Annotated in this window: 9 protein-coding genes; 8 read left to right on the top strand and 1 reads right to left on the bottom strand. The window is 48.3% G+C overall.

The genetic code is table 11. The annotated features are described in order from the left end of the window. The first annotated feature begins 90 nt into the window (after positions 1–90). The 8 genes from bamA to dnaE are packed head-to-tail and all read left to right on the top strand — an operon-like array spanning position 91 to position 10,915. Positions 91–2,748 carry an outer membrane protein assembly factor BamA gene (gene bamA, locus Q4563_RS00540; RefSeq protein WP_303603255.1) on the top strand — a complete coding sequence of 886 codons (2,658 nt, stop codon included), beginning with the start codon at positions 91–93 and terminating at the stop codon, positions 2,746–2,748. Between the two features lie 51 nt (positions 2,749–2,799). Beyond that, positions 2,800–3,312: an OmpH family outer membrane protein gene (locus Q4563_RS00545; protein WP_303603256.1), complete on the top strand. Its 513-nt coding sequence runs from the start codon at positions 2,800–2,802 to the stop codon at positions 3,310–3,312. A gap of 15 nt (positions 3,313–3,327) precedes the next feature. Next, positions 3,328–4,356: a UDP-3-O-(3-hydroxymyristoyl)glucosamine N-acyltransferase gene (gene lpxD, locus Q4563_RS00550; protein ID WP_303603257.1), complete on the top strand. Its 1,029-nt coding sequence runs from the start codon at positions 3,328–3,330 to the stop codon at positions 4,354–4,356. Positions 4,357–4,409: 53 nt separating this feature from the next. Then, positions 4,410–4,847 (top strand): 3-hydroxyacyl-ACP dehydratase FabZ, encoded by a 438-nt coding sequence (fabZ, locus tag Q4563_RS00555; RefSeq protein ID WP_215977311.1) that lies wholly within the window; start codon positions 4,410–4,412, stop codon positions 4,845–4,847. 17 nt (positions 4,848–4,864) lie between these two features. After that, positions 4,865–5,644, top strand: a complete 780-nt coding sequence (gene lpxA, locus Q4563_RS00560; RefSeq protein WP_303603258.1) for an acyl-ACP--UDP-N-acetylglucosamine O-acyltransferase — start codon at positions 4,865–4,867, stop codon at positions 5,642–5,644. A 7-nt stretch (positions 5,645–5,651) separates the two neighbouring features. After that, positions 5,652–6,800: a lipid-A-disaccharide synthase gene (lpxB, locus tag Q4563_RS00565; RefSeq protein WP_215977313.1), complete on the top strand. Its 1,149-nt coding sequence runs from the start codon at positions 5,652–5,654 to the stop codon at positions 6,798–6,800. Next, entirely contained in the window at positions 6,800–7,405 is a 606-nt protein-coding gene (gene rnhB, locus Q4563_RS00570) for a ribonuclease HII (protein WP_215977314.1), read from the top strand. Before lpxB ends, rnhB begins: the two co-directional genes overlap by 1 nt. A 6-nt stretch (positions 7,406–7,411) precedes the next feature. Next, on the top strand, positions 7,412–10,915 hold the full coding sequence (gene dnaE, locus Q4563_RS00575; RefSeq protein WP_215977315.1) for a DNA polymerase III subunit alpha: 3,504 nt from the start codon (positions 7,412–7,414) through the stop codon (positions 10,913–10,915). Between the two features lie 82 nt (positions 10,916–10,997). Here the strand turns inward: dnaE and Q4563_RS00580 are convergent, their stop codons facing one another. Next, positions 10,998–12,698, bottom strand: coding sequence for a DEAD/DEAH box helicase (locus Q4563_RS00580; RefSeq protein WP_303603259.1), 1,701 nt, complete (start codon positions 12,696–12,698; stop codon positions 10,998–11,000). Positions 12,699–12,862 lie beyond the last annotated feature (164 nt).

Genomic DNA, 12,862 nt, shown 5'->3' on the forward strand with positions numbered 1-12,862 from the left:
AATGATTGCAAACACACAGGCGTAAGTTGCGCCTGTGTTACTGGACTCTGTGTTGAAGCAGATGAGAAATTCAACAATAGAAAGAACTATATGACACACGTTGTTACACGATTGATCGGCCTTATCGCTGTCCTTGCTTTTTCTACGCTCGTACAAGCCCAGTCTTTCCGGGTGAACGATATTAGGGTGGAGGGGCTCCAGCGGGTGTCCGCCGGTACCGTTTTTAGCGCACTGCCTGTCCGCGTTGGGGACACTCTGACGGACGTTGATATCCAAAACGCTATTCGCGAGCTCTTTAAAGTCGGCTTATTTACCGATGTTTCAATCGGTCAGGATGCGGGTGTTTTGGTCTTGGTGGTCAAAGAGCGACCAGCCATTAATGAGATTCTCATTGAGGGCAACAAGGTTATTAAAACCGATCAATTGATGGAAAGTTTGACCGACAGTGGTTTGTCAGAAGGTCAAATTTATCAAAGTGCCACTTTGAATATGATCAGCCAAGCTCTAGAACGCGAGTATATCGGTCAAGGTCGTTATGGCGCTTCGGTGGACTTGGAAGTAGAAGACTTGCCGCGCAATCAAGTTAAAGTTTTAGTTAAAGTAGATGAGGGTGAAACCGCCCGCATCAAAAAGATCAATATTATTGGCAATGAAGCTTTTGCCACCGAGGAATTACTGGATTTGTTTGAGCTACAAACTACCGGCTGGTTCTCTTGGATTATGGGCGATGATAAATACAACAAAGAAAAATTAACCGGTGATATTGAGCGCATTGAATCCTATTATTTAGATCGTGGTTACCTCGCCTTTAGTCTCGATTCGACCCAAGTTTCTTTGAGCCCAGACAAATCAAAAGTTTATCTCACATTAAATATCACTGAAGGCGATATTTACACCGTCAGCGACGTGAATCTAGCCGGTGACCCCGCCATTGATGAGCGACTGATTCGACGTATGATTTTAATGCGTGAGGATCAAACATTTTCACAAGCTTTGATGACTCGCTCCTCGGAATACATAACCAACCGCTTGGGAAATGAAGGTTTTACTTTTGCCGAGGTCGAAGGCATACCCGAACGTAACGATGAAGATAAAACCGTTAAAGTGACGTTTTTTATCGATCCGAAAAAACGTGCCTATGTTCGGCGCATTAATTTTCGCGGCAATACCACCACGCAAGATGAAGTTTTGCGCCGTGAAATGCGTCAAATGGAAGGTGGTGCAGCGTCTACCTCGCAAATTGAACATTCAAAAGTTCGCTTGGAACGACTGGGCTTCTTTAAAGAGGTGAATGTCGATACGGTTGAAGTGCCTGGAGTGCCCGACCAAGTTGATGTCGATTTTACCGTTGAAGAGCAACCATCGGGCAGCATGGGGCTGCAGATTGGTTATGCAGACCTGTCTGGCCTTCTATTGTCTGGGAGTATTCAACAAAACAACTGGTTTGGTACGGGTAAGCAGGTTGGCATCTCAGCCAGTCACTCCGCTTATCAAACTTCTTATAACTTCAATTACAATGACCCGTACTTTACTCCGGATGGGGTAAGCCGCGGCATTAGTCTGTACTACCAGTCGAGCGACTATGCGCAAATTAACATTGCCGGTTACAGTACCAATATTCTTGGCGGGGCAGTGCAATTTGGGTACCCAATTTCCGAAATTGAGCGTTTAAGCTTTGATGTGGGGTTTCGTAACTTAGAAGTTATTCCCAACAGTTATTCGGTGCGGGAAATTTTCAATACCCCCCTGTACGCAACAGGCTCTGAATATATTACGCAAAGTGACTGGCTGGATCTAATCGAAGGCAAAACCACAGGCGATTACCCGACCTTGAATTATGACACCATGCCTGTCCCCACGAGCTTTGATGATGATATCGACGGTATTCGTGGCGAACCGGGCTTCCTGGACGTGCACGGTACTGAGTTTCATAACTTCACGACCAATTTCTCTTGGGCTAAGTCGACATTGAACCGTGGTATTTTGGCAACACGCGGAAGCTCACAACAATTACGTGCAGAGGTTTCGCTGCCGGGCAGTGACCTCGAATATTATAAGCTAACCTACAGCGCCCAATTTTTTCAGCCCTTAACCCGTCATTTAACCCTGCGTTTACGAGGCAATATTGGCTGGGCCGACTCTTACGGTAAAACTGAAGAGCTGCCTTTCTTTGAGCACTTTTACGCCGGCGGTTTTGGGTCGGTCCGTGGCTTTGAGCGTAACAGCTTAGGCCCTCGTGGCACTTATGCCGAGTCTTCGTATATGCCTGCCATGCTTTGGGATGATATTAACGGTGATGGTGTGGTGGATGACAATGAAGAATACGGTAATTATGCTGTACTCTGTGAAGATCCAACGCTGGGTTACGCCTCTGGTACGACCTGTCGACCTGGCCAGCTAATCACAGGAGCCGGTGGGGTTATTGACGAAGAAACCCGATCGTTCGGTGGGAACTTCTTGGTGGAAACTACCGCCGAGGTGATTTTCCCGCTGCCTTTTATTGAGGATCAGCGTACTTTCCAAGCAGCATTCTTTATTGATGCCGGCAATGTGTTTGACACCAATTGTGCCTCCACTCAGTTAAACTGTTATGACTTTGATGTGAAAAAGTTGAGCATTTCTGCCGGTCTTGGTTTAACGTGGATTTCCACCTTCGGCCCCATGACTTTCTCTATTTCGGATGCCTTGCAAAAGAACGAGTATGACGATGAGAAAAGCTTCAACTTTACACTTGGGCAAACATTTTAAATCAGTATTTATAAATCAACTCATAACTTACGATAATTAAGGGGATGTATTGTGACATTTATTAAGCGAATTTTACTGGCCAGCGCACTGATGGTGACCAGCGTAGGCGCATTGGCGGAAGGCAAGGTAGTCGTCTTGGATGCCCAGCGCGCCATGTTGGCCACTGATTTGGCTAAAAAAACAGTTGATGGTCTGCAGAAAAACGCAGAATTTACCGCTCTTCGCGCAAAAGTAGAAAGTTTGGTAGCCGATCTGCAGGCGTTGCAAGGTAAAGCTGAAAAAGACAGTATGACCTGGTCGGAAGACCAAGTGGCTGAGCACCGCAAAAAAGTGGAATACCTGCGGGCTGATTATGAGCTGGCACAAAAGAAAATGCAGTCAGAGCAGCAGCAAATCCTGCAAAAAGTGCAGCAGCAGCTTCAGCCAAAGATCCCTGCGATCTTGGAGCAGCTGACCAAAGATGAAAAAATCGGTATGATCATCAATGCTCAATCGGTCTTTTTCGCCGATCCAGACCACGATATTACGGCTCTGTTGGTAGAAAAGCTAAACGACGCCGAGTAAATAACGGGAATATTCGTGACTTCCTATACCCTCCGTGAAATAGCGGATGCCTTATCAGCAAGGCTTGAAGGCAATGCCGGTTTATTGATAACCGGCATTGCTGGTTTGGGGCGGGCGGAAAATGATCAGGTCAGTTTTCTGGCTCAGTCACGTTTTCGCAGTCTCTTGGCCGATTGCAACGCCGGTGCGGTGATTTTAGGTGAGGCAGATGGCCATCTGTTTGCCGGTAATAAGCTAATCGTTGATGACCCTTATTTTGCCTATGCCACGCTGAGTCATCTATTCGATAAATCTTTAACGCACAATCCAGGTGTTCACCCCTCTGCAGTGGTGGCTGAATCGGCTCAGGTAGATTCAAGTGCCGAGGTCGGCCCCAATGTCGTGATTGGTGAGCGAGTGGTTATTGAATCTGGAGTGAAACTCGGGCCTGGTGTTGTCATAGGCGCTGGTGCCCACATTGGTGACGGTAGCCGTGTATTGGCCAATGTGAGCATTTATCACGATGTTATTATCGGTCACAGCTGTGTTATACACAGCAATACAGTCATTGGTAGCGACGGTTTTGGGTATGCACCCGATCGAGTGCAAGGTGGGTGGCGTAAAATTCACCAACTTGGATCCGTACAAATTGGCAATCGAGTCGAAATCGGTGCCTCTACAGCCATTGACCGTGGCGCTCTCAACGATACCGTTATCGGCAATGGTGTAATTATCGATAATCAGGTACATATTGCTCACAATTGTGTTATCGGTGATAACACCGCGATTGCGGGCAACTGTGGATTTGCGGGCAGCACTGTGGTTGGAAAAAATTGTACCTTTGCCGGTGCAGTAGGCGTTGCCGGTCATCTAGAAATCACCGACAATGTACACATCTCGGGTATGACCATGGTCACCAAATCAATTTTGGAGCCCGGTAGCTATTCCTCTGGCACCAGTGCTATGCCTTCAAGAGAGTGGCGTAAAAATGCAGTTCGGTTTAATCAATTAAATGATTTGGCATCCAGAGTGAAGGCTTTGGAAAACAACAACGACAAGACTTAATTAACCGGTTTTCTGGTTATTGAAAAGCGCATTGACGCAAAGGCCGCAAGCTAATGATGGACGTAAACGAAATTCGCCAATATTTGCCGCACCGTTACCCTTTTTTGCTGGTAGACCGTGTGGTTGAGTTGGTCGAGGGCGAGTCAATCGTCGCTTATAAGAATATCACTGGAAACGAGGAGGTATTCAACGGCCATTTCCCTGATTTCCCGGTATTTCCCGGCGTGATGATTTTGGAAGCTCTGGCTCAAGCCTCAGGGGTATTGGGCTTTAAAACCATGGATAAAAAGCCAGAAGATGGGTCAATTTATCTATTTGCCGGCATTGACGATGTACGCTTTAAGCGTCAGGTTATTCCTGGAGATCGCCTCACCTTGGCTTCTCGGGTTGTGTCTTCTAAGCGTGGTATTTGGAAGTTTGCATGCCAGGCAACGGTGGACGGTGAGCTGGCTGCATCGGCGACGATATTGTGCGCGGACCGCAAGGTCTAAGGTAATCAAAGCAAGCTATGGCTAACTTGATAGATTCAAGCGCAATTATTCATCCCGATGCCCAAATAGCAGAGGATGTCGAGGTCGGGCCCTGGACTACCATTGGGCCCGGTGTGGTTATTGGTACCGGCAGTCGTATTGCCTCGCATGTGGTTTTAAAAGGCCCGACCATAATTGGGTGCAACAACCAAATTTATCAGTTTTCATCGGTGGGGGAAGATACCCCCGATTTGAAATACGATGGTGAACCCACACGGTTAATCATTGGTGATAATAATATTATCCGTGAAGGGGTCACGATCCATCGTGGTACTGTACAAGATCGCGGTGAAACCACTATTGGCGATGATAATTTAATCATGGCCTATGCCCATATTGGTCACGACAGTGTGGTCGGTAATCACTGTATTTTGGTCAACAATACAGCGTTAGCTGGCCATGTTATTGTTGGCGATTGGGCCATACTCAGTGGGTTTACCTTGGTGCATCAGTATTGCAATATCGGTGCGCACAGTTTTACCGGTATGGGCAGTGCTATCGGTAAAGATGTACCCGCTTATGTGATGGTCAATGGCGCGCCCGCTGCTGCTAAAAGTGTAAACTCGGAAGGGTTGAAGCGCCGAGGTTATAGTAAGGAACAAGTGGCTGCTATTAACCGAGCGTTTAAAATAATTTATCGTCGTGGTCTAACGGTTGATGAGGCATTGTCACAGTTGCAAGTTCTAGCACAAGATTGCAGCGATGTTCAATTAATGATTGACTCTTTGCGCCAATCCAAACGCGGTATTGTCCGCTAGTTCTATTATGAACCGTACCATTCGAATCGGTATTGTAGCGGGCGAGGCTTCCGGTGACTTGCTTGGAGCAGGGCTGATTCAAGCCCTTAAACATCATTACCCCCACGTTGAGTTCTCAGGTATCGGTGGACCCAAAATGTTAGCCGAAGGCTTTCATTCTTTTTTTCCGCAAGATCGTTTGGCGGTAATGGGGTTGATCGATCCGTTAAAGCGCTTACCCGAGCTATTAAAAATTCGTCGTTTCTTGTTTGAGCACTTCAGTGAACAGGCGCCGGATGTGTTTATCGGAATCGACTCACCCGATTTTAATTTAACACTCGAGCAAAATTTGCGTAAGTCGGGTATTAAAACCGTACATTATGTCAGCCCATCGGTGTGGGCTTGGCGTTCAGGCAGAATTAAAAAAATTAAACGCGCGGTGGATTTAATGCTAACCATATTGCCGTTTGAAACTGCCATTTATCAACAACATCAAGTGCCGGTTAAATTTGTTGGCCACCCCTTGGCCGACAGTATTCCCATGCAGCCAGACAAGCACGCTGCCCGAAAAAAGCTTCAACTGGATGCCAGCTCAGCTGTGGTGGCATTAATGCCAGGCAGTCGTCATAGTGAAGTGGAGCGGCTGGGGCCACTTTTTTTTCAAGCAGCAAAACTAATGCTAAAGCAAAGGCCCGGATTAAGGTTTGTATTGCCTGCAGCCAGTGGCCAACGTTACAAGCAGCTACATCAAATGCTGGGCCCGCACAGTGATTTACCGGTTACCTTGGTGCAAGGTCAATCGCACGACGTGATGGCGGCGGCGGATGTGGTTCTGCTGGCGTCGGGTACTACGGCTTTAGAGGCTATGCTTTTAAAAAAACCGATGGTGGTCAGTTATAAAATGGCCTGGTTGTCGTTCAAGATTATGCGGGCGATGGCACTGGTCCGATTTGTGTCACTTCCTAATTTATTGGCCGACCGGGAAGTGGTGCCAGAGCTTCTGCAGGCGGATGCCGACCCTGAACAAATGTCAGAGGCAGTGCTGCGCTATTTTAATCAACCTGAATTAACGGCCGAGTTGGTGGAAACTTTTACTCAGCAACATCAAAGCTTAAAGTGTAATGCCAATCAAACGGCGGCAGCTGCACTGATAGAATTAATCAAAGGGCAAGAGTAGTGGAGCCATTTGTCAGTGTTTATCAAGGGCACTTATCCGCAGGCGTCGATGAGGTAGGGCGCGGCCCACTGGCTGGTGATGTCGTAGCCGCTGCGGTAATTTTGGATATGAATAACCCTATCGAGGGCTTGGCTGATTCCAAAAAGTTAACAGAACGCAAGCGAGAAAAATTGTTTGTTGAAATACAGGCTAAGGCGCTGAGTTGGTGTATTTCACGCGCCAGTGTCGAAGAAATCGATCAAATAAATATCCTGCAAGCCAGCTTACTGGCCATGAAACGAGCGGTTGAAGGCTTAGCGGTCACGCCAGAGCATGTGCTAGTGGATGGCAATAAAATTCCGAGCTGGCAATTCAGTGCAGAGGCCGTGGTTAAGGGCGATGCACGGGTAGCATCCATTAGCGCGGCCTCTATTTTGGCCAAAGTGACTCGAGACCGTGAAATGATCGCCTTTGATCAAACCTACCCGGGCTACGGCTTTGCCGGTCATAAAGGTTACCCTACTAAGGTACATATGGCGGCCTTGGATAGCCTTGGGCCAAGTCCCATTCATCGCACATCTTTTGGCCCGGTTAAACGGCTGATAGAACAACTAGAAATCTTTTAAGCCTTTATGACTGCCACTTTTATACACCTGCGCTTGCATACTGAATATTCACTGTCCGACAGTGTGATTCGTATTAAACCTTTGGCGGCCCGTCTGCAAGAACAGGGTATGCCTGCTTGTGCCGTCACCGATCAAACTAATTTTTACGGTTTAATTAAGTACTACAAAGCGTTGCAAGGTGCGGGCATTAAGCCCATTGTCGGCAGTGACTTTTTGATTGCTGGCGCCGATAGCGAAGCAAAACCCTCGTTTATTACGTTACTGGCCATGAATGATGCCGGCTACAAAAATATCATAAAGCTTATTTCTCTGGCCTATCAAAAGGGGCAACAGCAAGGCGTCGCGTTTGTTCAGCGAGATTGGATTAGTGACCATGCCGATGGCGTGATTGTTTTGTCAGGCGGTCGTCAGGGTGATGTGGGTATGGATTTGCTGGCTGGGCGCAAAGCGCAGGCGCGAAGTAATGCCGAGCGCTGGATGGCTGAATTCCCTGACCGATATTATCTGGAGTTGCAGCGAACTGGCCGTGAATACGAAGAGAGTTATATACATTCAGCTGTTGAACTGGCTGGTGAATTGCAATGCCCAGTCGTAGCGACTAACGATGTTCGTTTCTTAAGTGCGGATGATTTTGAAGTCCATGAGGCTCGGGTTTGTATTGCCGATAGTCGCACTCTTGATGACCCCAGGCGAGAGCGGCGCTACAGCGAGCAGCAATATCTACGCAGCGCAGAAGAAATGCAGGCGCTTTTTAGTGATATTCCCGAAGCGTTGGCTAACTCGGTTCAAATTGCCAAACGTTGCACGGTGAATATTCATCTGGGCGAATACTTTTTGCCTCAATACCCCATTCCTGAGGGCATGACAGAAAACCAGTTTATGGAAAAAGTCTGCCATGATGGCCTGGACGACAGACTGGAAAAAATTCTCGATAAACAAGACCCTGAATATGATGCAAAACGGCAGTCCTATTTAGATCGTCTGCGATTTGAACTCGATATCATCTTGCAAATGGGATTTCCAGGTTATTTCCTTATCGTTATGGACTTTATCCAATGGGCCAAGGATAACGCCATTCCGGTTGGTCCGGGTCGTGGTTCGGGTGCGGGCTCGCTGGTGGCCTATTCGCTTAAAATCACCGATCTCGACCCTCTGCAATACGACCTGCTGTTCGAGCGTTTCCTGAACCCGGAACGGGTTTCCATGCCTGACTTTGATGTCGATTTCTGTATGGAGAATCGCGACCGGGTGATCAGTTACGTGGCCGATGCATACGGACGTGAAGCGGTCAGCCAAATTATCACCTTTGGAACCATGGCCGCTAAGGCTGTGGTGCGCGATGTAGCACGCGTACTGGGTAAGTCTTATGGCTTGGCCGATAAGCTGTCTAAGCTTATACCTCCTACACCAGGCATGACGTTAAAAGTTGCCCTGGAAGAGGTTGAACAGCTGCGAGAAATGCTGGAAACCGATGCCGACGCCCATGAAATATGGGAAATGGCGATTAAGCTGGAAGGCTTAACTCGTAACGTCGGTAAGCACGCCGGTGGTGTAGTCATTGCTCCCAATAAGCTTACCGATTTCTCTCCCTTGTATTGTGATGAAAATGGTAAAGGGTTGGTTACCCAGTACGATAAAAACGATGTGGAAGAGGCCGGTCTGGTTAAGTTTGACTTTCTCGGCTTACGTACACTGACTATTATCGACTGGGCAATGGAAATGATTAACGCCCAGCGTGAAAAGCAAGGCGATGGGCCGCTGGTGATAGAAGAGATTGACCTGCAGGACGCCGAAACTTTTAAGCTATTACAGCGTGCGGAAACCACGGCTGTCTTTCAGCTTGAATCGCGCGGCATGAAGGATCTGATTAAACGCCTCAAGCCAGACAATCTGGAAGATATGATTGCCCTGGTAGCACTATTTCGGCCTGGCCCTTTGGATTCGGGCATGGTGACAGACTTTGTTAACCGCAAACACGGTAAGGCCGAGGTTGCCTATCCCGATGCCAAATATCAGCATGAATTCTTAGAGCCTATCCTCAAGCCCACTTATGGGGTTATTGTTTATCAAGAGCAGGTCATGCAGATAGCTCAGGAGCTGGCCGGCTATAGTCTTGGTGGCGCCGACTTGTTGCGCCGCGCTATGGGTAAAAAGAAACCCGAAGAGATGGCTAAGCAACGGGTCAGCTTCGAAGAGGGGGCGAAGTCGAAAGGCATTGACGCCACCTTGGCGATGAAGATTTTTGACTTGGTGGAAAAGTTTGCCGGTTATGGTTTTAACAAATCCCACTCTGCCGCCTACGCATTGGTTTCCTATCAAACCGCATGGTTGAAAACCCATTATCCAGCTCACTTTATGGCGGCCACCATGAGCTCGGATATGGATAAAACCGATAAAGTGGTGACCTTCATTGAAGAGTGCCGCACCATGGGGTTGACCCTGTTACCCCCTGACGTTAACCGCGGTGAGCTGAAGTTTGCAGTGGATGACAATAACCATATTATTTACGGACTCGGGGCTATTAAGGGCCTTGGTGAAGGCCCGGTAGATAGTATTATTGCGGCGCGCAATGAAGGTGGCCCCTTTAAAGATTTGTTTGATTTCTGTGCCCGCATTGATTCGCGCAAGGTGAATAAGCGCGCATTAGAGGCGGTGATTCGCTCTGGTGCTGCGGACAATTTAGGCCCTGGGCGTGGGCTGGATCAAGATCGCGCCGTTATGTTCGCCGCAATCGCTGAAGCTGTAAAGGCGGCAGAGCAAAGTGCTGCTAATGCCAGTGCTGGCATGACAGATTTATTCGGCGAGGTAGTGCCCAGTTCAGACAATTTAGAAGATACTTATAAAGAATTTGCCCGTGTACGACCCTGGTCAATGAAAGAACGCTTACAGGCTGAGAATGAAACACTGGGTCTTTATTTAACTGGCCACCCCATTGATGAATACGAGCATGAGATCAATCATTTGGTGTCAACGCGTATTAGTAATCTGGCAGCTGATAAAAATGCGCAGCGGGTGGGTGGCTTGGTGGTGGCAACTCGCACCATGAAAACTAAACGCGGTGACACCATGGCCTTTATTACCTTGGATGATCGCACCGGGCGAATTGAAATTGCAGTATTTTCCGATACTTTTAACGAGTGTCGCGAGCTCATTGTGAAAGATGCCCTTGTGGTGGTTGAGGGGCAGGTAAAATTTGACGACTATAATAATGCGTTAAAAATGTCAGCTGATAATGTTAAGCACTTGGCGGAAGTGCGGCAAGACAAAGCGCGTGCCTTAAAGCTGGTGCTTAATGCAGGGAAATTAAATCATACGGTCGGTAAAGATTTGCACCAATGTCTTGAGCCCTACCGGGATGGTCGCTGCCCAATTGTTATCGATTATTGTCGCTCGGATGCTCGTTGCCAAATAACCCTGGGTCGGGAGTGGAGTGTGCGCCCCGATGATGAGTTGTTGCAGCGTCTACGTGATGATTTTGGGGCGGATGCCGTTACCTTGCAATACACCTAACTATTTTCACGATAATAATTTTGGTTTGGATATTTTAATAGATAAAAAAAGGCCCGGAATTTCCGGGCCTTTTTTTGATCGCTTAGGCTTGTTTCTTCTTGCCTTTAAACTTTGGCTTGCCTTTGCGTGGGGCAGGGCCTCGGTCAGCGCTTATGGATAACACTTGTCCACGCACATGAATACGTGCGATTTTTTGCTCTTGCGAGCCCGATAAGTCGGCAGGCAAATCGAGAGTTGAGAATTTATCAAACAACGTGATTTGACCAATTTGCTGGCTACTAAGACCCGCTTCGTTGGCGATTGCACCGACGATATCGCCTGGGCGAGCACCGTGAGTGCGACCTACTTCAATACGAAAACGCTTCATGCCTTCATCTGGCGTTGAGCTACGACGGCGGCGTTCGCCGCGATCAGCCCGCGGTCCACTATCACGTTCGCGCTCACGCGAGGGTTTGATGTCGGCAAATTTTACTTGCAGCGGACGTTCTTTTTGCAGCATAAACGCCAAAGCTGTAGCGATGCGTTCTGGAGTTTCACCGGTCTCATTGGAGTAGTTGACCAATAATTCTTCGATAAAGCTCAGGTCGGTTTCGTTTTGCAGCACATCGGTTATGCCCTGCATGAACTGACTGGTGCGGGCATCAGTCACTGCGCTGCCGCTAGGCAGAGTCATTGGCTCAATACGTTTACCCGTGGTTTTTTCAATGGCGTACAGCAAGCGTTTTTCGCGTGGTGCTACAAACAAAATCGCCTTTCCTGAACGACCGGCACGACCAGTACGACCAATGCGGTGTACATAGGCTTCACTATCGTAAGGAATGTCATAGTTCACAACATGGCTGATTCGAGTCACATCAATACCGCGTGCGGCAACGTCTGTGGCTATCAGAATATCCAGCTTGTTGTTTTTTAAGCGCTCAATGGCGCGCTCACGTAGCGCCTGATTCATGTCGCCGTTAATGGCCGCAGCACTGTAGCCTCGCGCCTCAAGCTTTTCGGCAAGCTCCACTGTGGCGGTTTTGGTGCGAACAAAAATAATCACACCGTCAAATTCTTCCACTTCCAGTATACGTGTCAGTGCATCTAGTTTATTAGTGCCGCTAACGGTCCAATAAGTTTGTTCGATGTTCGTGCCGGTAGTACTTTCCCGCGCCACTTTAATTTCTTGTGGGTCTTTTAAGTAAGTACTGGCAACACGACGAATTTCTTTCGGCATAGTGGCCGAGAACAGAGCCGTTTGGCGAGTACTTGGGGTGTGTTCTAAAATCCAGGACACATCATCGATAAAACCCATACGCAACATTTCATCGGCTTCATCGAGCACTAAGTTACGCAGACCTGACAAGTCTAAGCTGCCACGGCGCAAGTGATCCATAACACGACCTGGGGTGCCGACAACAACTTGAGCGCCACGTTTAAGCTGACGCAGTTGTCCGCGCATATCTTGACCGCCGTATAGCGGCAGTACCTGAAATCCGCTTAAGCCCTTGGCGTAACTGCTTAAGGCCTCGGCCACCTGAATGGCCAGTTCGCGAGTTGGGGCAAGCACCAAAGCTTGGGTGCTTTTATTAGTAGGGTCCAGCTGGGATAGCATGGGCAGGGCAAAGGCTGCGGTTTTACCGGTGCCGGTTTGCGCTAGGCCGACAATGTCGCGGCCTGAAAGCAGGGCTGGAATGGCCTCCGCTTGAATAGGAGAGGGGGTTTCGTAGCCGATTTTTTGCACAGCTTCGAGAACCGATTGGGCTAAACCCAAATCGGCAAAAGATAGATTTTCATTTTGCATTCAAATAGTTCCATTCTGGCAAAAATAGCCAGTATTAGTGAGTCAGCCGCTAGTGGGCATGTTATGGAGCGTGGGCGCCTTGCGTGTCATTCCTGAAGGCACGGGCCTTCGCACATAACAGGAGCAGGTATTGACCTGCCGGGAGGACTGTAAGCACATCTCAA

This window comes from Gilvimarinus sp. 1_MG-2023 (genome assembly GCF_030548285.1).

Bases quoted from the DNA above. Each gene is read 5' to 3' on its own strand.
- bamA (WP_303603255.1), top strand. From the start codon at position 91: ATGACACACGTTGTTACACGATTGATCGGCCTTATCGCTGTCCTTGCT.
- fabZ (WP_215977311.1), top strand. From the start codon at position 4,410: ATGATGGACGTAAACGAAATTCGCCAATATTTGCCGCACCGTTACCCT.
- lpxA (WP_303603258.1), top strand. From the start codon at position 4,865: ATGGCTAACTTGATAGATTCAAGCGCAATTATTCATCCCGATGCCCAA.
- lpxB (WP_215977313.1), top strand. From the start codon at position 5,652: ATGAACCGTACCATTCGAATCGGTATTGTAGCGGGCGAGGCTTCCGGT.
- dnaE (WP_215977315.1), top strand. From the start codon at position 7,412: ATGACTGCCACTTTTATACACCTGCGCTTGCATACTGAATATTCACTG.
- Q4563_RS00580 (WP_303603259.1), bottom strand. From the start codon at position 12,698: ATGCAAAATGAAAATCTATCTTTTGCCGATTTGGGTTTAGCCCAATCG.